A 21672-nucleotide genomic window follows, 5' to 3' on the forward strand; every position below is an offset into this window, starting at 1 on the left:
TTATATATTATACTATAAGTGAAAGAAAAATACGAGGTGAAAACAAATGGTCAGAAAATTATTTTTAACATCTTATTTCAAAGAAGTAGCTACTTTTCTTCCTGAATTTGCAGGTGAATTACATGAAAAAAAGATAGTGTTTATACCAACAGCAAGTAATGTTGAAAAAGTTAATTTCTTTGTGAATTCAGGAAAGAAAGCGTTAGAAAACTTAGGGGCGATTGTTGATGTGCTGGATCTATCAACGGCAAATGAAAAGGAGATGAAAGCTAAGATAGCTGATAACGACATAATTTATGTTACCGGTGGAAATACATTCTTTTTATTGCAGGAAATGAAGAGAACAGGTTCAGACGTACTAATTAAAAATGCAATAAATTCGGGGAAAATTTATATAGGAGAATCTGCGGGAGCAATCATTACAGCTCCTAATATTGAATATATAAGTTCTATGGATAGTATAAAAAAAGCCCCCAATTTAAGTAATTATGAAGCACTTAGGATAGTAGATTTCTATACTGTTCCTCATTATTTGAATTCACCTTTTCAAAAAATAACAAGTAATATTGTAGAAAAATATTCGACAAAATTAGCCTTGCAACCAATAAGCAATGATGAAGTTATTTTAGTAGAAGGTGATAAAGTGACTATTCTGAAAAACTAATGTAGATAGCACTTATAAAAATTCTAAAAAACATGATTAAAGCCACATATTATCGCAAATTATACTTATCCTGAGATAGCAGATATATTTTATTTCAGGATTTAGTGAATGTATGGATTAACTTCATCTCACTGATTCTATAAAAAGTAAAGGCACACAAACAGAGCCATTCACCTGTTTGTGTGCTTTTTCATTATTTTAAAATTTTAAAAGTTTTTGACCGGCAATGCAACAAATCCCCCTTTCACGTCGGGACTAAGAGTGAAAGGAGGCAAAGGGGCAAAACTCACTTCCTTTCAATCCAGAGAAGGGAGGTGAGAACATGAAACCATCATCTTTTCAGGCAACGATAGAAAATCAGTTTGACTATATCTGCAAACGAGCTATGGAAGATGAACGAAAAGACTATTTCAAACAGCTTTCCAGACTTGCAAAGCATGAAGTGTCCTTTTCGGAAATTGGCGATTATCTTGTCAGCCAGTTTGCAACAGCAGACAGTTATTCAACGGATTTTCAGATTTTCACACTGAACAGCATATCCATTGGTATTGAGAATGACCTGCTAAGCGAAGCACTGCGGAATTTACCAAGCAATAAACGGAATATTCTGCTCCTGTTCTATTTTATGGATATGAGCGATTCAGAAATTGCTGACATGCTGAAACTTAACCGTTCCACTGTTTACCGACACAGAACCAGCGGACTTGCCATGATGAAAAAGTTTATGGAGGAATTTGAAGAATGAAAAAGAATTATTCTCTTGTTCCCTTTCCTCTCATTGTAAAGGCTACTGATGGCAATGCGGAAGCAATCAATCAGATTATCCGGCACTATCGGGGATATATGACAAAACGCTCCCTGCGTCTGATGAAAGATGAGTACGGAAATCAAAGCATGGTTGTTGATGAGGTTTTGCGTGGACGAATGGAAACAAGACTGATTACAAAGATTTTGTCATTTGAAATCAAGTGACACACGCTCTCTTTTCGTGGAAGCGTGATGATGTTTCCACGCTTCCCGACTGGAGAGGTTTGTTATTCTGCCAAAGCATATATCCTTTTATATGTTTTTGCAGGCGAATAAGCCCCTATGTTCTTTGAAAACTGAATAAAGCGGTCAAATACGTTGCGGTAAGAAACGAGCTGATGGAACCGATACGCCATGACCTGTCAGAAATGACAGCGAGCGATTCCTACCGGCATTCCATAAATCATCATTAGCAAGATGATTGCCATGACTTTCTTATTGACATAATGATACTCCCGTATAGTCACAGTCCGAGCGTTAGAAGCGTCGCAGGCAATGAGTACGGCTACATGAGAACCATGCAGGGGTGAGATTCCCGTGAGCCTTGCCAAGGCTGTTTGACTGCTTGTAAAACAAAAATTTGAAAGGAGGACTGATTTCATGAATCAAGTTGATGTTCCAATCTGGGAACGCTACACGCTGACGATTGAAGAAGCTGCTAAATATTTCCGTATCGGTGAAAATAAGCTCCGTCGTTTAGCAGAGGAAAATAAAAATGCAGGCTGGCTGATTATGAACGGAAACAGGATTCAGATTAAGCGAAAACAATTTGAAAAAGTAATAGATACATTAGATGTCATATAGTGTAAGGGTCTTGAATATGTATGGTATAATCGTATCAAGTCGTATCAAGGCTCTTTCCATACAGGAAAGGAGCAGATACCATGTCAGAAAAAAGGCGTGACCATAAAGGTCGGATTTTGAGGACTGGAGAGAGCCAGAGAAAAGACGGAAGATACTTATACAAATATGTAGATTCATTTGGAGAAACACAGTTTATCTATTCATGGAAACTGGTGGCTACGGACAGAGTTCCGGCAGGTAAACGGGATTGTATCTCATTACGTGAAAGAATTGCAGAAATACAAAAAGATGTTCAAGATGGAATTGATGTTGTCGGCAAGAAGATGACACTTTGCCAGCTTTACGCTAAGCAAAATTCCCAGCGTCCTAATGTAAAAGCAAATACAAAAAACGGGCGTAAATATCTGATGGAAATTTTGAAAACCGATAAGCTGGGAGCAAGAAGCATAGACAGCATTAAACCGTCTGACGCTAAAGAATGGGCTATCAGAATGAGCGAAAACGGCTTTGCTTATTCAACCATCAATAACTATAAGCGGTCATTGCGAGCTTCTTTTTACATTGCGATACAAGATGATTATGTAAGAAAGAATCCCTTTGATTTTCAGCTTAATACTGTTATTGATGATGATACCGTTCCTAAAACAGTATTAACATTAGAACAAGAAACAAGACTGCTTGATTTTGCAAAGTCCGATAAAATATATCAAAAGAATTATGATGAAATTCTGATACTGTTAAAAACAGGACTTCGCATTTCAGAGCTATGCGGTCTGACTGTTTCAGATTTGGATTTTGAAAATCATCTTATCTCGGTTGACCATCAGCTACTAAGAAACACGGAACTTTGGTATTACATCGAAACACCTAAAACCAAAAGCAGTGAGCGACAAATACCAATGGTTGAAGCTACCTATCAGGCATTGAAAAGAGTATTGGCAAAGCAAGGTGACAGAAAGTGTGTTGAGATTGACGGATACAGCAGTTTTCTTTTTCTCAACAGAAAAGGCTATCCTAAAACAGCATGTGATTTTAACAGCATATTGAGAAACCTCATTAAAAAGTACAACAAATACCATGAGGAAAAATTGCCACATATCACACCGCACACACTTAGACATACATTCTGTACCAACTGTGCCAATGCCGGTATGAATCCCAAAGCCCTGCAATATATTATGGGTCATGCAAACATAACTATGACATTAAACTATTATGCACATGCGACCTGTAATTCGGCTATGGAAGAAATGAAACGCTTGGAGAAAGAACATCAAGCAAGACATTCAGTCGCTTAGAAGAAATGAATTTACTACCCTTTTACCACTTTTGACAATCAATTCATAACAGATTATACAAAGAAACGTGAAGTATCTTCCTAAAGGAAAAACGCCAGAAAGCCTATACAGTAAGGCTTTACGAGCATTTAAGAATATTCAAAATGATAATGGAAAATTTGTGATATGTTTAAATATAAAAAATTTTTTATTCTACGGAATTAGAAACTGGGAATTTTACAAACTGGAATTACCTAATTTGACAACACAGTTTCAAAATATGTTTTATCAATATAAACAAAAAGAAATAAAAGAAACAATAAAATGCCTCTTAGAAGAGATGGCTTTCTTAAATGGCAATGAAATTTTGGATAATCTAACTAGCGATTCTTTAAAAATTTTAAAGGGGTATCTTGCTAATAAGTATGGAAAAGGGGGAAGGAGGGTACAATTTTCTGAGGAAGATTTACAGAGACAATCGGAACGAGTACTCTCAGAATACCCTGTTATTCTTAGTACAACATTCTCGTCGACAACAAGTTTAGGAAGAGATGTCATTTATGATTATTTAATCATAGATGAAGCTTCACAAGTTGATATAGCAACAGGTGCATTAGCACTATCTTGTGCACAGAATGCAGTGATTGTAGGAGACAGTAAACAACTACCACATATTGTGACAAAAGATGTCAAACAAAAGAGTCTTCAACTTTAATGAGTATAGAGTTAGCTATGGCTATAAATATACAAATAGTTTTCTTCAATCAGTATTGGATGTGATACCGGATATTCCAGAAGTACTGTTGAGGGAACATTATCGATGCCATCCCAAAATCATTAATTTCTGTAATCAAAAATTTTATAATGGCGACTTAATTATTATGACGATAGATAATGGAGAAAAAAATGTTCTACAGGCTATTCGGACACCCAAAGGGAATCATGCAAGGGAGCATTATAGTCAGAGAGAAATCAATATTATTTTAAAAGACATTATTCCCAATTACGATACCGATAGAGAGCAGACAGGTGTTATAACACCTTATCGAAAACAAAAAACTAAATTACAGGAACAAATTAATTATTTAGAGAGTGATACAGTCCATAAGTTTCAGGGAAGAGAAAAAGATACAATTATCATTACGACTGTTGATAATAATATAACAAGGTTTACTGATGATCCATATTTGCTTAATGTAGCCATTTCGAGAGCTAAGAGTAAACTATTTATTGTTATGACCGGGAATGAGCAATCATTAGATAAAAACATCAGCGATTTATTGGGGTATATACAGTATAACAATTTTGAGGTGAGAGAAAGTCCGATTTATTCCATTTTTGATTATTTATATAAGCAGTATGAGAAAGAGCGGAAAGAATACCTTAGTAAGCGTAAAAGACTATCTAGGTACGATTCTGAAAATTTGATGTATCATTTGATAAAAGAAATATTTACCAGTGATGAGAAATATAATAACTTAGATGTTATACATTCTTATAAATTGAGAAATCTTGTGAAAAATTTTGACTTACTAACAGAGTCTGAGGCAATTTATGCAAGTCATGGGAATACTCATCTTGATTTCTTAATCACTAATAGATTAACGAAGGAGCCTGTTCTAGCTGTAGAGGTAGATGGTTATGCTTTTCATAAAGTTAACAGTACGCAATTTAAACGCGATAGCATGAAGGATACTATTTTGGGAAAATGTGGTATTCCTTTGGTAAGATTTAAAACCAATGAGAGTCAGGAAAAACAAAGATTGATAAAAGTCTTGGACGAAGTATTAAGGAGAGAATAAATATGAACACAATCGACCTAAATCTGCCTGTGGCAGATATTATCAGTCAGCACCCCGAAGTTAAAGAACTCTTAATTGACCTTGGTTTTAAGCCCCTAGCTAATCCTGCTATGCTACATACAGTTGGCAAGGTGACTAGTCTTAAGACAGGTTCTAAGATGACCAAGATTCCACTTGAGCGTATCCAGCAGGTTCTGGAATACAATGGCTATGATGTGGTAGGAGAACAAGAATGAATAACCAACGTATTGAGATTTTGAAACGTATTCTTTTGGATTTGCACAATGGAGCGAACCCAGAAGAAGTCCAAGCTCAGTTTAATCAGCATTTTACGGGGGTTTCTGCCTTAGAAATCTCCATGATGGAACATGAGCTCATGTCTAGTGATACAGGAATTACCTTTGAGGATGTCATGAGTCTCTGCAATATCCATGCTAACCTCTTCAAGGGAGCGATTACTGATGTAGAAGTGGCGGATATTGATCAAGAAGGTCACCCTGTCTCTGTTTTTAAGCAAGAAAACCTTGCTCTGCGGGCAGCACTACTTAGGATTCGTCGTATTTTAGATCAATATGATCAAGTGAAAGAGTCAGAACTTCAAACCCAGCTCCTTCAAGGTTTGAAGCGCCAGTTTAGTCTTCTAGGACAGTTTGAAAACCACTATACTCGTAAGGAAAAAGTCTTCTTCCCTATTATGGAACGTTACGGTCATGATGCACCACCGAAGGTCATGTGGGGTGTGGATGATGAGATTCGTGACCTCTTTAAAATCGCCTATCAATCTTTAGAGAGTGGTGAGATGAGTGCTCTAAAAGAAAACTTTGAAGTTTTTGCTAAGGAATTCGAAGAAATGATTTTCAAGGAAGAGGCCATTCTTCTCATGATTTTACTTGAGATTTTCACTCAGGATGATTGGATCCAGGTGGCGGAAGATAGTAATGTTTACGGTTATGCTATTGTCAAACCGACAGCCAAGTGGATACCCCATCGGGAGGTTTTTGGAGAAATAGCAGAGCAGGAAGTGGAACCTCATCCTCCGAAAATCGATGCGCCAAATCAACAGATTATCGACACGCCAGAAGGTCGGTTCACCATTACTTTTACACCGAAGGAAAAATCAGAACGGATTCAGGATCGAACTAGCCCGCAAACCTTTGGTAATGGATACCTGTCTGTTGAACAAGCTAATTTAATTCTCAACCACTTACCGCTTGAACTGACATTTGTCAACAAGGATGATATTTTCCAATATTATAACGATAGCCACCCTGTTGAGGATATGATTTTTAAACGGACCCCCAGTCAAATCGGTCGCCATGTTGAACTTTGCCACCCGCCAAAAATTCTTGATAAGGTTAAGAAAATTTTTGATCTTCTCCGCACAGGACAAAAAGAACAGGTATCCATGTGGTTCAAGTCAGAAACCATGGGCAAATTTGTTTATGTAGTCTATAAGGCTGTTCGTGATAATCAAGGTGAGTTTCAAGGAGTTCTGGAGTACGTTCAAGATATTCAACCCTTCTTTGATCTAGAGGGCGAGTTTCATCGGGATATATAAATTCTTATCGGACTGCTCACAAGAGTGGTCCTTTGTGTTATAATGAAAGCATGATTTCAGGAATTATTAACCTAAAAAAAGAAGCAGGCATGACCTCGCATGATGCTGTATTTAAGCTACGCAAGATATTGCAGGAAAAGAAGATCGGTCACGGTGGAACCCTAGATCCAGATGTGACAGGAGTTCTCCCCATTGCAGTTGGAAAGGCTACTCGTATGATTGAGTTTATGCAAGAAGAGGGGAAAGTCTATGAGGGGGAAATTACCATTGGTTATTCGACTACAACAGAAGATGCTTCAGGTGATATTTTAGAGCAGACACCAGTTTTAGAGATAGCTGAGCAAGTAGTTGATGATGCCATGAAAGGTTTTGTTGGAACCATTACTCAAATTCCGCCTATGTATTCAGCAGTTAAGGTCAATGGACGTAAGTTGTACGACTATGCCCGTGCAGGTGAAGTAGTTGAACGGCCGAAACGTCAAGTTGATATTTATAGTTTTGAGCGAACTAGTCCTATCCAACTACTTAATAACTGTGCACGCTTCACATTTCGTGTTCGTTGTGGTAAGGGAACCTATGTTCGAACTCTATCTGTTGATTTGGGGAGCAAGTTGGGCTATGCTAGCCACATGTCCAAGCTGGAGCGGACAGGCTCTGCGGGAATGAAGCTAGAAGATGCCTTGACATTAGAAGAAATTGCGAGGAAGGTAGCTCAAGGAGATCTTAGTTTCTTACATCCGATTGAACAGGGGATTGGAGATTTACCGATTATCGAGTTGACGGATGAACAAGTCATAGACGCCACATTTGGACGGTTTGTGGACCTGGACTCAGAGAAGGAACGGTTGGCTGGTTTTCATTCTGGTAAGCTCATTGCTGTTTTTGAAAAAAGAGACCAAGTCTATAAACCAAGCAAGGTTTTACTTTAAAAGATTTCTGTAACTGTGATAAAATAAATATATGAAGATTACAACGATTAAAGACTATACAGAATTGCATCAAAACGAGCCAACGGTATTGGTTTTGGGCTACTTTGATGGGCTTCATCTTGGGCATAAAGCCTTGCTAGAACGAGCAAGAAAAATAGCAAACGAGCAGGGATTAACAGTGACTGTCTTAACCTTTCCAGAGTCTCCTCGTTTGGCTTTTTCGCGTTTTGAGCCGGAACTTCTACTACATTTAACGAGTCAAGAGCAGCGCTATCTCTTATTGGAAAAATACGGAGTGGATAATCTTTATTTAACGGCGTTTACCAGTGAGTTTGCTAGCAATACACCAGAGGAATTTGTAGAGCGTTATATCAAAGGAGTAAACGCCAAGGTTATAGTAGCTGGGTTTGATTATCATTTTGGTAATTGCAGAGCAAATGTGCAAGCTTTATCAACCCTATTTGAGGGGAGAGTGGAAGTTGTTGAGCAGGTTAGCTTAGGTGGTGAGAAAATATCTTCAACTCGTATTCGTCAGGCAATTCGATCAGGAGATGTTTCTTTAGCTAACCAACTTTTGGGCTATTCTTTTATGACAGAAGGGCTTGTTGTTCATGGGGATGCCAGAGGTCGGACAATCGGTTATCCAACTGCTAATCTAGCTCCATTTGATCGAGTTCATCTGCCTTCTGATGGTGTTTACGTAGCAGATGTTGAAGTGGATGGTAGGCGTTACCGAGCTATGACGAGTGTAGGAAAGAATGTTACATTTGATGGGACTGAGCTACGGATTGAAGCCCATATTTTTGGATTCAATCGTTTTATTTACGGTAAAAAAATAACGATTTTTTGGCTAGAGAAAATTCGAGATATGATTAAGTTTGATGGTATCAATAGTTTGATGGAGCAGATGAAATCTGACGAGAAGTTTGCTTTGCAGTGGGAAGACTATGTCCGTTGAAGCTCATGTAGCTGTCGAATCTATTCAATTTGTCATCCACCCCTCTCACCAAATTGTTAATACTGCGCTAGATGTACAAGTTCTCCTAGGTAGCAAAATACTTTGAAAAACACTAGTTGTGAAGATTGGCAAGTAGGTTGAACCTCTGAAATGATTAGAAAAAAAATAGAATCTTTAGAAGAATTAAGGGGAAATAGATTGGATTTTCTATTGAAAACTCTCTTAAATTAGAGTATAATGAAATAGAGAAAGTCTATAGAGGGGATGGAAGGTATGATCACTTTATTTTTGTCACCAAGTTGTACCAGTTGCCGTAAAGCTCGTGCTTGGTTGACAAGCCACGAAGTCCCTTTTACTGAGCATAATATTATGACCAGCCCTTTGACTGCTGAGGAATTAAAAAATATTTTAACACTGACAGAAAATGGGACGGATGATCTAATCTCAACTCGCTCGAAGGTTTTTCAAAAATTAGATGTTGATGTAGATGAGCTTTCTGTAGGGCAACTCATTGCGTTGATTGAAACCTATCCAAGTCTTTTGCGTCGTCCGATTATTCTGGATGAAAAGAGGATGCAGATTGGTTTTAACGAAGATGAAATTCGTGCGTTTCTTCCACGGAAATATCGTAAACAAGAGTTGAAGAACGCTACACTGCGAGCAGAAATAGGATGAGATGATATGAACAAAAATTATTCATATCCACTTGATTTTTCGTGGAGCACAGAGGAGATTTCCTCCGTGCTTTCTTTTTTCAATCAAGTGGAAGCAGCTTACGAGAAGGGGATTGATGCGGCGACAGTATTGGCTGCTTACAAGATCTTTAAAGAAGTTGTCAAAAGCAAGGGACAGGAACGTCAGCTTGATCGTGATTTTGAGGCGGTTTCTGGATACTCGCTCTATCAAGTTGTCAAAGCAGCTAAAGAGAAAGGGAAAGGGGTGATTCGTTTTGGAAGGTAAATATCAATTAGCGCAATCACTTGTCTTAGAGGCAGGAGAGTTCCTTCGTCAACATATAAACGATGAACTCCAAATTGAAGAAAAAGCTGGTTTTACAGACTTGGTTACCCATCTTGATCGGCAAGTTCAAGAGCAACTAGCTCACCACATCCAATCCTGCTATCCACAAGATAGGATTTTAGGAGAAGAAGGAAAAGATATTTTATCGGTTTCTGAGGGGAATGTTTGGGTGATTGATCCAATTGATGGGACAGCTAATTTTATTGCACAGAAAAATGATTTTGCTATTATGGTTGCCTATTTTGAAGATGGGGTAGGTCAGTTCGGTATCATTTACGATGTTATACGGGATAAACTTTTTCATGGTGGCGGTGTGTTCCCAGTTTACTGCAATCAAAAACGACTGGAAATCCCTGAATTACGCCCACTTCGTCAGAGTTTGATAGGGGTGAATGCTCAGTTATATGCAGCCAACGAGCATGGAGTAGCAGATTTGGCTTTGCAGAGTCTTGGGACACGGTCTGTTGGTAGCGCAGGAATCGGTTTTTCTCATGTTTTTGAGGGGCGTTTGTTTGCTTATGCTTCCTGTCTTTGTCTCTGGGATTACGCAGCAGCTAGTATTATCGGCCATTCTTTAGATTTGACGATGCTAAGTTTTGAAGAATTGGATCTTTCTTATGGTAAACGAGAGTTTGTTATGCTCGTGTCAAATGCTCATCTTGAGGAAGTAAAGGAGTATTTATTCTGATGCAATTACCGCAGGACTTTATTAAAAAATATAGTGATTTGCTTGGTACAGAAGCCCAGGCATTTTTTGAGGCCTTTCGTCAACCAGCAGTATCTGGTTTTCGCACCAATCCTCTCAAGGAAAATCAACAAAAGTTTGAGCAACCGGTTCCTTATATGCCCTGGTCTTATTATGGGAAAATTTCAGGAAAATCTCCTGAACATGTAACTGGATTGGTTTATTCCCAAGAGCCGGCTGCCCAGATTGTTGGTCAGGTTGCGGCGCCAGAAAAAGGGATGAAAGTCTTAGATCTTGCGGCTGCACCTGGTGGAAAAACGACCCATTTGCTATCTTATTTGGATAACACAGGGCTTTTAGTCAGCAATGAAATCTCAAACAAACGTGCAAAAATTTTGGTGGAAAATGTCGAACGTTTTGGCGCTAGAAACGTTGTTGTAACGAATGAATCAGCAGAGAGACTGGCTGGGATCTTCCCTTCATACTTCGATATGATTGTTTTGGACGCTCCATGCTCAGGCGAAGGAATGTTTCGAAAGGATCCTGATGCTATCCAATATTGGTCGAAGGATTATCCGGCTCAGTGCGCTAGTTTACAGAGAGATATTTTAGCGTCAGCTATGGATATGCTAGCTCCGAATGGCTATCTTATTTATTCCACTTGTACATGGGCGCCAGAAGAAAACGAAGAGATTGTGACTTGGCTTTTAGAACACTACGATTTGGAACTGGTGGATATTCCTAAAATAAACGGAATGGTTGAAGGAATTGCTTACCCTGAAACAGCTCGAATGTACCCCCATCACTTTGATGGCGAAGGTCAATTCGTTGCTAAATTCAAATATTGTGGTGAAGGCAAGTCAAGAAAAATAAAAACAGGCAAGTCTAATCTCAGTAGAGAACAAGGGGAGTTATGGAATGAATTTTCCAAAAAATACTTGGCTGTTCAGTTAGATGGATTGTTGCAGGTTTTTGGCGATAATCTCTATTTATTACCATCTGGTTTGCCTGACTTGTCTAAGATTAGGATTGCTCGAAATGGTCTTCACTTAGGTGTCTTTAAGAAGAAGCGATTTGAACCGAGTTTTGCACTAGGACTATCTTTACACAGCTCAGAGGTTAATTATAGGGTGGAGATTAGCTTACATGATTTTAAGACCTATGTCGCTGGTCATCCATTAGCAGTATCCAGAGATTTGGCTAATGGATGGTACCAAGTTGCCGTTCAAGGAAACGGTTTAACTTTCGCTAAGATTGTGTCTGGAACCTTAAAAAATACCTTCCCTAAAGGTCTAAGATTTTAAATAAATTAAGCAGATTTTTTTTGCAACTTGTCTTTTTATATGATATAGTGGATGAGTGGAAATATCTTGTAAATTCTATGTAAAAATGCAATGATGAATAAGGGAGATTCCATTGAAAAATGTAAAGGAAAAAACGAAATGAAAAAAAAGCAGAAACTTGGAATAGCAGCTTTCTTTCTTTTGGGTAGTCTAGTCTTTTCTGGTTGTTCTTCTTGGATTGATAGAGGAGAATCCATTACGGCTGTAGGTTCAACAGCTCTTCAACCACTCGTTGAGGCAGCGGCAGATGAATTTGCTAGTAGCAATATTGGTAAATCTGTCAATGTTCAGGGAGGCGGTTCCGGTACGGGCTTATCTCAGGTTCAGTCAGGCGCTGTCCAGATTGGTAATTCTGATGTGTTTGCTGAAGAGAAGGAAGGTATTGATGCGGGTAAACTTGTTGATCATCAAGTTGCAGTTGCAGGTTTAGCAGTGATTGTCAATGAGAAGGTAACTGTTGGAGATATTACGACGGAAGAACTTCGTAAAATCTTCACAGGTGAGATTACCAACTGGAAGGAACTTGGAGGTGAGGATCTGCCAATTTCTATCATCAATCGTGCTGCTAGTTCAGGTTCACGAGCGACTTTCGATAGCGTCATAATGGATGGGAAACCTGCGGTACAGAGTCAAGAACAAGACTCAAATGGCATGGTGAAATCCATCGTAGCTCAAACTCCAGGAGCCATTTCTTATCTATCGTTTGCCTATGTTGACACGTCCGTTAAGACGATTAAGCTAAATGGCTTTGCGCCAACTACTGAGAATGTGGCGACCAATGCTTGGCCAATTTGGTCTTATGAACATATGTACACTATGGGAAAACCAACCGAATTGACAAAAGAATTTTTAGAGTACATGATGTCAGATGAAGTGCAAAAGGGTATTGTTGAAAGTATGGGGTACATCTCTATCAACGATATGAAGGTTGTAAAAAGTGCGGATGGCACAGTGACGGAGAAGGAGTAAGTATGAAAAACGAACAACTTGCTAGAGAGCTATCATCGCCTTCTAAGAACTCTCGTTTAGAGAGGTTTGGTAAGGTGGTGACCTTTCTTTGTTTATCATTGATTGTCTTTATCGTTGCGATGATTTTGATTTTCGTAGCACAGCGTGGTTTGTCTACTTTCTTTGTGGACGGAGTTAGTATTGTCGAATTCCTATTTGGCAGCAAATGGGAGCCAAGCTCGAAAATATTTGGTGCCTTGCCAATGATTTCAGGTTCCTTTATTGTTACGATTTTGTCAGCAGTTGTAGCAACCCCTATTGCAATTGGTGCAGCTGTATTTATGACGGAAATATCACCAAAACGTGGGGCGAAAATCTTGCAACCAGTTATCGAACTCTTGGTTGGGATTCCATCGGTTGTATATGGTTTTATCGGTTTACAAGTAGTTGTACCATTCGTGCGCTCCATTTTTGGAGGTACAGGTTTTGGTATCTTGTCAGGGGTATTTGTACTCTTTGTAATGATTTTGCCAACAGTGACCTTTATGACAGTAGATAGCTTGCGTGCCGTTCCTCGTCATTATAGAGAAGCTAGTCTGGCAATGGGGGCTACTCGCTGGCAAACAATTTGGCGCGTTATTTTAAATGCAGCTAAACCGGGTATTTTTACAGCAGTTATCTTTGGTATGGCGCGTGCCTTTGGTGAAGCTTTGGCTATTCAGATGGTAGTCGGTAATTCGGCTGTCATCCCAACTTCTCTAACAACACCAGCAGCAACTCTAACTTCCATATTGACAATGGGGATTGGTAACACGGTTATGGGAACAGTTCAAAACAATGTTCTTTGGTCCTTGGCTCTTGTCTTACTCTTGATGAGTCTTATCTTTAATATGATTATGAAATTTATTACGAGAGAGGGTAAGAAAAACTATGCACGCTAAAAAATTTGATAAATTTGCGACGGGTATTCTTTACTCTATCGCTGGTGTGATTGTCGTTATTTTGACATCATTGATTCTCTATATTTTACTTCGCGGTTTGCCGCATGTCAGTTGGGATTTCTTGACTAGTAAGTCTTCTTCTTACAAGGCAGGAGGCGGTATCGGCATTCAGCTTTATAATTCTTTTTTCCTTTTGGTTATAACGCTTTTTATATCTGTTCCTTTATCGACCGGTGCAGGAATCTATCTAGCTGAATATGCTAAAAAAGGTCCCTTGACAAACTTCATTCGTACCTGTATTGAAATCTTGTCCTCTTTACCATCTGTTGTGGTTGGTTTGTTTGGTTACTTGATTTTCGTAGTACAGTTTGAATACGGATTTTCTATCTTATCAGGTGCTTTGGCCCTCACCGTTTTCAATTTGCCACAGATGACGCGGAATGTTGAAGACAGCCTTCGACACGTTCACCATACTCAGCGTGAGGCTGGCTTGGCTCTTGGGCTATCTCGGTGGGAAACAGTACTTCATGTTGTTATTCCCGAAGCACTTCCCGGTATTGTAACTGGTATTGTTTTGGCTTCTGGTCGTATCTTTGGTGAAGCGGCAGCTCTTATCTATACAGCAGGACAATCAGCGCCAGCTCTTGACTGGTCAAATTGGAATCCATTGAGCGTTACCAGTCCGATTTCTATCTTCCGCCAATCAGAAACCCTTGCGGTGCATATTTGGAAAGTAAACAGTGAAGGTACTATTCCAGATGCAACTCAAGTTTCGGCAGGTTCTGCGGCCATCCTCTTGGTCTTCATCTTGATTTTCAATCTTTCTGCTCGTTATATTGGTAAGAAAATTCATGCGAAAATGACTTCTGCAGTTTAAAAGTCAGACGTAATAAGGAGAAAAAATGGCAGATTATAACTGGAATGAACGCCATATCATCACTTTCCCAGAAGAAAAAATTGCTCTTTCAACAAAAGATGTTCATGTTTACTACGGTAAAAATGAAGCTATAAAGGGCATTGATATGCAGTTCGAGAAAAATAGAATTACAGCCCTGATTGGCCCATCGGGTTGTGGAAAATCAACCTACCTTCGTAGTCTCAATCGTATGAATGACACCATTGATATTGCAAAGGTTACAGGTCAAATCCTCTATGAAGGAATCGACATTAACAAGCCGGGAATGAATGTTTACGAGGTTCGTAAACATATAGGAATGGTATTCCAACGTCCAAACCCCTTTGCAAAGTCCATTTATCGTAATATTACTTTTGCACATGAGCGTGCAGGTGTAAAGGATAAGAAGGTTTTGGATGAGATTGTTGAAACCTCTCTCAAACAGGCAGCTCTTTGGGATCAAGTTAAGGACGACTTGCATAAGTCAGCCTTCACCTTGTCAGGCGGACAACAACAGCGCTTGTGTATTGCTCGAGCAATCTCTGTAAAACCACAAATTTTATTGATGGATGAGCCGGCCTCAGCCTTAGATCCAATTGCGACCATGCAGTTGGAAGAAACCATGTTTGAGTTGAAGAAAGAATATACGATTATCATCGTAACGCACAACATGCAACAAGCAGCGCGTGCAAGTGATTATACAGCCTTCTTCTATCTTGGAGACTTGATTGAGTACGATAAGACAGCGAACGTTTTCCAAAATGCAAAACTAAAATCTACTAGTGATTATGTTTCAGGACATTTTGGATAGAAAGGAAGATGATGACATCACCTATTTTACAAGTAAAAGATTTATCTGTTTACTACAATAAGAAAAGGGCTTTAAATAGTGTTTCAATTGATTTCTATCCAAATGAAATTACAGCCTTGATTGGTCCATCAGGTTCCGGTAAATCTACGCTTCTGCGTTCGATTAACCGAATGGGAGACCTGAATCCCGAAGTAACCTTGACTGGAGCAATTGATTATAACGGCAAGGATATTTACAGTCCTCGCACAGATACTGTTGATCTTAGTAAAGAAATCGGTATGGTTTTCCAACAACCAAACCCGTTTCCAATGTCTATCTATGAAAATGTTGTTTATGGTCTTCGTATCAATGGTATTAAGGATAAAGCGGTTTTGGATGAAGCAGTTGAGCGTTCCTTGATTGGGGCATCCATTTGGAATGAAGTAAAGGATCGGTTGCACGATTCAGCAGTGGGACTGTCAGGGGGTCAGCAGCAGCGTGTTTGTGTTGCACGTGTGCTAGCAACCAGTCCTAAAATTATCCTTTTGGATGAACCAACATCTGCTCTTGATCCAATTTCAGCAGGCAAGATTGAAGATACTCTGTATGGATTGAAGGATAAATATACCATGGTATTGGTAACTCGCTCCATGCAGCAAGCATCACGTATTTCTGACAAAACAGGCTTCTTCCTTGGTGGAGATCTGGTTGAATATAATTCGACAAAAGAAATGTTCTTAAATCCTGCTAATAAGGAAACAGAAGACTACATCACAGGTAAGTTCGGCTAAGCCCCGCAAGAAAAAGAAAAGAGGTTTACATGTTAAGAGCTCAATTTGAAGAAGAATTAGGAAAACTTCATAACCAATTTTATGCGATGGGAAATGAAGTATTGGCTCAGATCAACAATGCTGTTCGTGCCTTTACAACTCATGATCGTGAATTGGCTAAAGAAGTTATTGAAGCAGACAAGAAAATCAATGCTTTTGAAGTAAAACTAGAAAAAAAATCACTTGAAATCATTGCCCTTCAACAACCAGTTTCTACTGACCTTCGTCGTGTTATCACTGTTTTGAAGGCAACCAGTGATCTTGAACGTATGGGAGACCATGCTGTTTCGGTTGCGAAAGCTGCTATCCGCATGAAGGGAGAGGTTCGCATTCCCATTGTTGAAGAAAAAATCAAAAAAATGGGACGTGAAGTTCGCCAGCTAGTAGAAGAAACGTTGGAACTTTACCTGAGTGATGACGAGATGGAAAGAGCTTATGAAGTGGCTGCTCGTGATGAAGTTGTAAATGAATTTTACTCAGCCATTCAAGAGCTGACGACAGAGGAAATCAAGAAAAACCCAGAAGCCTTGATTGCAGGTCGTGACTACTACCAAGTACTAACTTACTTGGAGCGTACTGGTGACTATGCAAAAAATATTTGTGAGTGGGTTGTGTACCTTCGTACAGGCGATATTACAGAATTATAAGATAGGGCTCATAGAAGCTCTATTTTTAATTTTAGACAAGTTTAAGAAAGTTACTGTATAGTCTAGAGTAGACGAACTAAGTAGTGTTATTCTTGATGGCAGTTGAAAACTACGCTAAATACAAAGAGCTAAACTCCCATGTTCAAAAAATGATTACTAGTACGATTTTTAAGAAAATATACTTCAGAAATTGATATGGTAACTGTTTTATGGGACAATAGATAAAATAGTTTTTGTTTTTTTCATTCCATGATATAATAAACTTATTATAAGGATAGAAAAGGAAATCGTCCAAATCAAGTATAGTTTTTGGGTCTACGATTTTAAGAGTAATTTAGGAGGGAAAAATGATTAAAATCTTATTGATAGAAGATGATTTGAGTCTATCCAATTCAGTCTTTGATTTTTTGGATGACTTTGCAGATGTCATGCAAGTCTTTGATGGCGAAGAAGGAATCTATGAAGCAGAGATGGGGATTTACGATTTGATTCTCTTAGACTTGATGTTGCCTGAAAAGGATGGTTTCCAAGTATTGAAAGAGTTACGTGAGAAGGGTGTGGTAACGCCAGTTCTCATCACTACAGCTAAAGAAAGCTTGGAAGATAAAGGTCATGGTTTTGAATTGGGAGCAGATGATTACCTCATTAAGCCATTTTACTTAGAGGAGCTGAAAATGCGCATTCAAGCCCTATTAAAACGGGCTGGTAAATTTAATGAGGAAAGCACACTGAGTTTTGGAGATATCTTAGTTGATTTGTCCACGAATACGACAACCGTGAATGGTCAACCAGTTGAATTGCTGGGGAAAGAATTTGATTTGTTAGTCTACTTCCTACAGAATCAGAATGTTATTCTGCCTAAAACACAAATTTTTGATCGCATTTGGGGATTTGACAGTGACACTACCATTTCAGTCGTTGAAGTCTACGTATCTAAGGTTCGGAAAAAATTGAAAGGGACGGCTTTTGGGGAACATCTTCAAACCCTTCGTAGTGTCGGTTATATTTTGAAGAATGACTAAGCGATTTAGAAAGCTAGTTTACACGGATAAATTTTCTTTCTTTATCCGCTATTTTGCAGTCTTTACTCTGATTTTTGGTCTGATGACAGCTATCATCTTTCAATTGATGCGTTCAACCATGTATGAAAATTCGGATGACACGCTACATCGAATCAAAGAAGAACCTGCAATGGCAGTTGGACTGGCAGTGGCGAGAGCCTATCAACCGAATTCAGAACTCACTCTCCAAGACAATTCAAATAGGAATACGACGGCTTCCATTTTGGATGATACGATGACGCCCCAAAGCGGAAATGGGGAACAATTGAGGTTGGGAGTGAATACTCACGTACTGCTGTATAACAAGAATGGTGAAATCATTAACCCTGATAAATTCACCGGCTTATCAAGGTTGACCTTAGACAAGGAAAATTTAGATGAAATTAGGGAAACGACCGTTAAATCTTCTTTTGGTTTGAATGAAAATTATCGTTATGTAACGATTAAACTGGTAGTCGAGGAACTCGGTCGTTATGCGGTTTACGATATAAAGTATGCAACTATCCTAGTGAATGTTAGCCAAATTAAATCATCTATTGAGAAGTATGAAGCAACAGTTGCTGTTGTAATGGTTTCTGCTTGGTTGATTTCTATCTTGGCAAGTATTTACTTGTCCAATCTTAGTATGCGTCCTATTTTGACTAGCTATCAGAAACAAAAGGATTTTGTGGAAAATGCCAGTCATGAGCTACGTACACCATTAGCTGTTTTACAGAACCGCTTGGAAGGGTTGTTCCGTCATCCTGAAACGACCATTTTGGAAAGTAGCGAAAGTATCGGATCTAGTTTGGAGGAGGTCCGCAATATGCGGTTACTGACGACCAATTTGCTCAATCTCGCACGCCGGGATGATGGTTTTAAACTAGATATGGTAGAAGTACCTCCTACCTATTTTGATGAAATATTTGATAACTATATTATAATTGCTGAAGAAAACGGCAAGAAGGTGACTATCAACAATTTAATTAGCCAGTCTATTCGAACGGACAAAGTTTTAATTAAGCAATTGCTGACTATCTTATTTGATAATGCAATGAAATACACCGATGATGATTGCGATATTCAAATTACAGCCAGTATAAAAGATAAATTAGTCTGCTTTACCATTGCGGATAATGGCTTAGGAATTACCGACAACGACAAAAAGAAAATATTTGATCGTTTCTATCGGGTTGATAAGGCTAGAACACGTCAAAAGGGTGGATTCGGTCTAGGCTTATCTTTGGCGCAGCAGATTATCAAGGCTCTGAATGGAGAAATTTTCGTTAGGGATAATCAGCCTAAAGGGACTGTTTTTGAGGTGCAACTTCCAATCAAAAAATAAGGCCTAATAAGAGTAAGCGTAAAAAGCTTTGCTTCTTATCAGGTCTTTTTTTTTTTCGAGTCAGAAAGGAATAAGTTCACATGGTGTCAACCGATAGTACTTAACTTTTAGTGGTTTAGATGGTAGAATTATCACATACCAAAATGCTAAAAAAAAAAAGGAGAGTTAAATTATGTCAGAAACTACACTAAAGGGAACAGCAAGAAGGGCTCTGTATACCATGCTTGCTTCTTGGGGAAATATTATTTTGTTTACAGGTTTTGCTTTTTTTCTGACGAAGTTCATACTAGGTCAAGTTGGAACAGGACGAGGTGGATCAGATGGTACCAAAATACTGATTGCCATAGGAGTTTTCCTTTTCTGTATGTTACTTGCTTCTTTAGGCTTATACACGCTGAAAAGCTCGCAAACCATCTATTACTTTAAAGATGGATTTACTATTGGTAAAAATGGTGAAAAAATCCTTTACCAAGGGCTTCAGTATCACTTTGTTCCAGGAACAACACCAGATAGAGTGATGGCTATTTTTTACAAATCTGTTGGTAAAATAAAAAGAATTCCCGCAGTTTCGTATGCAACGAATGCTTTTGCTACTTTTCAGGAGGATGTTGTTGAGGCGAACTTGCCACAGGCTATTCAAAAAATTGAAAATGGTGGAACAGTTGAGTTTAGAGCTGTAGGAAAAGGTAGTGCCACCGTGAAAAACCTAGAGAAAAAACTCGAAAATGGTATCAAAATCAAGGTCAATACAGAAAGCATTACCTTTGATGATGAGGTATATAACTGGGCGGATTATACCATCATTTCAGATTATGTTGGTTTGGTTGTTGTCTTAGACTCAGAAACAAATAAAAAAATCATGAGCTTTAATCAAAAATATTTAGTGGAGCAACCACACATTCTGACAGGTTTGGTAAATATTCTTGGAGGACGTTAGTGAAAAATCATTTTAGAGGAACGGTGTCCCCTTGGACTATCCGCAAGGTTAATAAATGGTTAGCTTTTCTTGGTGGTCTATCGGGCTTTATTATTGCAACCATAGCATTGTACCTTTTTGCTATTTGGGGATATGCAAATAATCGTCTTGTCTTACTTGCTCTTTTACCATTGACCGGTACAGTTTGGTTTTCAACATTTGATAAGAAACAGTCAAGATCATCTTCTTCAGATGATTATTGGGATTTTGGCAAAGCGGAGAAAAAGAAGTCAAAATTTGATAAAGTAGATCCTAGCATAGATTGGTTCGGTGCGGTCGTTAGTATTGTTTTTGCCTATCTATCAATTTATTTATCCGAAGTCTTAGTTTTAGTTCATGCCTATCAAAAAGCGGGCTGGCAGAATAGCTTTTTCTCTTTGTTTACTGGTATTTTTACCAACATCTTGAGAATGGATGAGGCTAGCAAATATCTGTGGAAGCATTGGATTGGTTTGACAATAGTTCTTATGGTTGTTATTGTCGGTCTGTCTTTTCATTACATTTATATGAGAATAAATGCGACTCCTGGTCGCAAATTAACGGATACAGAAAAAGCAAAATTAGCCTATGGAGCTGTTCTATTTACCAGAAATGGCTTATCGATTATTTGCTGGGCTACTTGCCAACAGGCCGAATCAAAGCCAAAGAAGCAAAAGAGATGCTGGCCCGTGATTGGGACATTCATAATAAGAATGATGTTCTTCAGATTGTCAATGACTTATTGGACAAGAATTCCATCATTGGCGATTTAGATCAACTGTTGCAAAATATCCGTGATGGACAAGCGGATGTAGAGGATCAAGCTATTTATGACGATATTATCAGCAATCTAATGGCTCATTATCAATATACTGATAAAGAGTTGGAAAAAGTTCAAACTCTGGGTGCATGGAATAGTGATCGCCTAGTGAATTTAGTGCGGTATGCCTATGCTGCTAGGTACATCTCAGAAAAGGCGATGTGGGATATGGTTGATCAAGCAATTATCTATGCTAAGCATAGGTATGGTACATGGAGAGAATACTTTGCGGCTGTTATTCTTGGGCGAAGTCTTGGCTGGGGTGGTGATTTTGAAAGCAATCGAATAGTTGCTATGAAATTATTGAACAATCCCAATAGCATCTACAAACAATATCCCTTCTAATACCATATCCATACCACTACATTCTTGAATGCTTTGTCTTCTAAAAGTTTCTTTGGCGATTAACTTTCAACTTCAATGACAAGCCATAAAGTTTTCTTGTCAACATGGTGTTGTTATCCATCGTGTTAGACTTGATTGTTTCATTCGTTTTTCTATCATTTGTCAGAAGTGGTAGTTTTTTCAAGGATATTATTTTATAAGACAGTAGTTTTGAGCTACTGTCTTCTTTTCTATCTATTTAGGTAACATCTTTTAATATAAAGAAAAAC

27 protein-coding genes are annotated in these 21672 nt (G+C 38.6%); 26 read left to right on the forward strand and 1 reads right to left on the reverse strand.

Annotated features, from left to right (window positions below):
• Positions 1 to 46 precede the first annotated feature (46 nt).
• From BZG42_RS04150 to BZG42_RS04160, 3 genes are all read left to right on the forward strand, one after another.
• Complete coding sequence (locus BZG42_RS04150) at positions 47 to 664, forward strand: peptidase E (RefSeq protein WP_155965675.1); 618 nt, start codon at positions 47 to 49, stop codon at positions 662 to 664.
• A gap of 322 nt (positions 665 to 986) precedes the next feature.
• The gene (locus BZG42_RS04155; protein WP_155972104.1) at positions 987 to 1409 is read left to right on the forward strand and encodes a sigma-70 family RNA polymerase sigma factor; all 423 of its coding nucleotides are present in this window, start codon (positions 987 to 989) and stop codon (positions 1407 to 1409) included.
• On the forward strand, positions 1406 to 1636 hold the full coding sequence (locus tag BZG42_RS04160; protein WP_106083821.1) for a helix-turn-helix domain-containing protein: 231 nt from the start codon (positions 1406 to 1408) through the stop codon (positions 1634 to 1636). Before BZG42_RS04155 ends, BZG42_RS04160 begins: the two co-directional genes overlap by 4 nt.
• Before the next feature lie 197 nt (positions 1637 to 1833).
• On the opposite strand, the gene BZG42_RS04165 is transcribed toward BZG42_RS04160, so the two are convergent.
• Entirely contained in the window at positions 1834 to 2073 is a 240-nt protein-coding gene (locus BZG42_RS04165; protein ID WP_155965679.1) for a hypothetical protein, read from the reverse strand.
• Between BZG42_RS04165 and BZG42_RS04170 the strand changes: the two genes are divergently transcribed.
• From BZG42_RS04170 to BZG42_RS10080, 23 genes are all read left to right on the forward strand, one after another.
• Positions 2072 to 2275 carry an excisionase gene (locus BZG42_RS04170; RefSeq protein WP_002262306.1) on the forward strand — a complete coding sequence of 68 codons (204 nt, stop codon included), beginning with the start codon at positions 2072 to 2074 and terminating at the stop codon, positions 2273 to 2275. The genes BZG42_RS04165 and BZG42_RS04170 overlap by 2 nt on opposite strands.
• An 80-nt stretch (positions 2276 to 2355) precedes the next feature.
• Positions 2356 to 3573, forward strand: a complete 1218-nt coding sequence (locus BZG42_RS04175; RefSeq protein WP_155965681.1) for a site-specific integrase — start codon at positions 2356 to 2358, stop codon at positions 3571 to 3573.
• Between the two features lie 67 nt (positions 3574 to 3640).
• On the forward strand, positions 3641 to 4267 hold the full coding sequence (locus tag BZG42_RS10075) for an AAA domain-containing protein (RefSeq protein ID WP_227990316.1): 627 nt from the start codon (positions 3641 to 3643) through the stop codon (positions 4265 to 4267).
• A complete protein-coding gene (locus tag BZG42_RS04180) occupies positions 4239 to 5354 on the forward strand; it encodes an AAA domain-containing protein (RefSeq protein ID WP_227986028.1) in 1116 nt (371 codons plus the stop codon). The genes BZG42_RS10075 and BZG42_RS04180 overlap by 29 nt, the downstream gene beginning before the upstream one ends.
• 2 nt (positions 5355 to 5356) lie before the next feature.
• Positions 5357 to 5590: a DUF1858 domain-containing protein gene (locus BZG42_RS04185; protein ID WP_024531683.1), complete on the forward strand. Its 234-nt coding sequence runs from the start codon at positions 5357 to 5359 to the stop codon at positions 5588 to 5590.
• Complete coding sequence (locus tag BZG42_RS04190) at positions 5587 to 6912, forward strand: DUF438 domain-containing protein (protein ID WP_155963853.1); 1326 nt, start codon at positions 5587 to 5589, stop codon at positions 6910 to 6912. The genes BZG42_RS04185 and BZG42_RS04190 overlap by 4 nt, the downstream gene beginning before the upstream one ends.
• A 53-nt stretch (positions 6913 to 6965) precedes the next feature.
• Positions 6966 to 7841: a tRNA pseudouridine(55) synthase TruB gene (gene truB / locus BZG42_RS04195; protein ID WP_024531685.1), complete on the forward strand. Its 876-nt coding sequence runs from the start codon at positions 6966 to 6968 to the stop codon at positions 7839 to 7841.
• A gap of 31 nt (positions 7842 to 7872) precedes the next feature.
• Complete coding sequence (locus tag BZG42_RS04200; RefSeq protein WP_120171590.1) at positions 7873 to 8799, forward strand: bifunctional riboflavin kinase/FAD synthetase; 927 nt, start codon at positions 7873 to 7875, stop codon at positions 8797 to 8799.
• Positions 8800 to 9072: 273 nt separating this feature from the next.
• The gene (locus BZG42_RS04205; protein ID WP_024531687.1) at positions 9073 to 9474 is read left to right on the forward strand and encodes a Spx/MgsR family RNA polymerase-binding regulatory protein; all 402 of its coding nucleotides are present in this window, start codon (positions 9073 to 9075) and stop codon (positions 9472 to 9474) included.
• Between the two features lie 6 nt (positions 9475 to 9480).
• Positions 9481 to 9759 (forward strand): UPF0223 family protein, encoded by a 279-nt coding sequence (locus BZG42_RS04210; RefSeq protein WP_029751278.1) that lies wholly within the window; start codon positions 9481 to 9483, stop codon positions 9757 to 9759.
• Positions 9749 to 10507, forward strand: a complete 759-nt coding sequence (locus BZG42_RS04215; RefSeq protein WP_155970960.1) for an inositol monophosphatase family protein — start codon at positions 9749 to 9751, stop codon at positions 10505 to 10507. The genes BZG42_RS04210 and BZG42_RS04215 overlap by 11 nt, the downstream gene beginning before the upstream one ends.
• A complete protein-coding gene (locus BZG42_RS04220) occupies positions 10507 to 11808 on the forward strand; it encodes an RsmB/NOP family class I SAM-dependent RNA methyltransferase (RefSeq protein WP_024531690.1) in 1302 nt (433 codons plus the stop codon). The genes BZG42_RS04215 and BZG42_RS04220 overlap by 1 nt, the downstream gene beginning before the upstream one ends.
• 138 nt (positions 11809 to 11946) lie before the next feature.
• Complete coding sequence (locus BZG42_RS04225; RefSeq protein ID WP_155962905.1) at positions 11947 to 12816, forward strand: phosphate ABC transporter substrate-binding protein PstS family protein; 870 nt, start codon at positions 11947 to 11949, stop codon at positions 12814 to 12816.
• 2 nt (positions 12817 to 12818) lie between these two features.
• Positions 12819 to 13736, forward strand: coding sequence for a phosphate ABC transporter permease subunit PstC (pstC, locus tag BZG42_RS04230; RefSeq protein ID WP_120171594.1), 918 nt, complete (start codon positions 12819 to 12821; stop codon positions 13734 to 13736).
• Positions 13726 to 14613: a phosphate ABC transporter permease PstA gene (gene pstA / locus BZG42_RS04235; RefSeq protein ID WP_024531693.1), complete on the forward strand. Its 888-nt coding sequence runs from the start codon at positions 13726 to 13728 to the stop codon at positions 14611 to 14613. The genes pstC and pstA overlap by 11 nt, the downstream gene beginning before the upstream one ends.
• A gap of 25 nt (positions 14614 to 14638) precedes the next feature.
• Positions 14639 to 15442: a phosphate ABC transporter ATP-binding protein PstB gene (gene pstB, locus BZG42_RS04240; RefSeq protein WP_024531694.1), complete on the forward strand. Its 804-nt coding sequence runs from the start codon at positions 14639 to 14641 to the stop codon at positions 15440 to 15442.
• Positions 15443 to 15453: 11 nt separating this feature from the next.
• A complete protein-coding gene (gene pstB, locus BZG42_RS04245; protein ID WP_155996307.1) occupies positions 15454 to 16212 on the forward strand; it encodes a phosphate ABC transporter ATP-binding protein PstB in 759 nt (252 codons plus the stop codon).
• A gap of 29 nt (positions 16213 to 16241) precedes the next feature.
• Positions 16242 to 16898, forward strand: coding sequence for a phosphate signaling complex protein PhoU (phoU, locus tag BZG42_RS04250; RefSeq protein WP_024531696.1), 657 nt, complete (start codon positions 16242 to 16244; stop codon positions 16896 to 16898).
• Between the two features lie 347 nt (positions 16899 to 17245).
• The gene (locus BZG42_RS04255; protein WP_120171596.1) at positions 17246 to 17920 is read left to right on the forward strand and encodes a response regulator transcription factor; all 675 of its coding nucleotides are present in this window, start codon (positions 17246 to 17248) and stop codon (positions 17918 to 17920) included.
• Positions 17913 to 19283, forward strand: a complete 1371-nt coding sequence (locus tag BZG42_RS04260) for a sensor histidine kinase (RefSeq protein WP_155963845.1) — start codon at positions 17913 to 17915, stop codon at positions 19281 to 19283. Before BZG42_RS04255 ends, BZG42_RS04260 begins: the two co-directional genes overlap by 8 nt.
• A 172-nt stretch (positions 19284 to 19455) precedes the next feature.
• Entirely contained in the window at positions 19456 to 20220 is a 765-nt protein-coding gene (locus tag BZG42_RS04265) for a hypothetical protein (RefSeq protein ID WP_227990319.1), read from the forward strand.
• A complete protein-coding gene (locus BZG42_RS04270) occupies positions 20220 to 21011 on the forward strand; it encodes a hypothetical protein (protein WP_227990321.1) in 792 nt (263 codons plus the stop codon). Before BZG42_RS04265 ends, BZG42_RS04270 begins: the two co-directional genes overlap by 1 nt.
• Positions 20918 to 21403 (forward strand): DUF1266 domain-containing protein, encoded by a 486-nt coding sequence (locus BZG42_RS10080; RefSeq protein ID WP_227990323.1) that lies wholly within the window; start codon positions 20918 to 20920, stop codon positions 21401 to 21403. The genes BZG42_RS04270 and BZG42_RS10080 overlap by 94 nt, the downstream gene beginning before the upstream one ends.
• Positions 21404 to 21672 lie beyond the last annotated feature (269 nt).

Source organism: Streptococcus sp. DAT741 (genome assembly GCF_009866825.1).
Classification (GTDB): domain Bacteria; phylum Bacillota; class Bacilli; order Lactobacillales; family Streptococcaceae; genus Streptococcus; species Streptococcus ruminantium.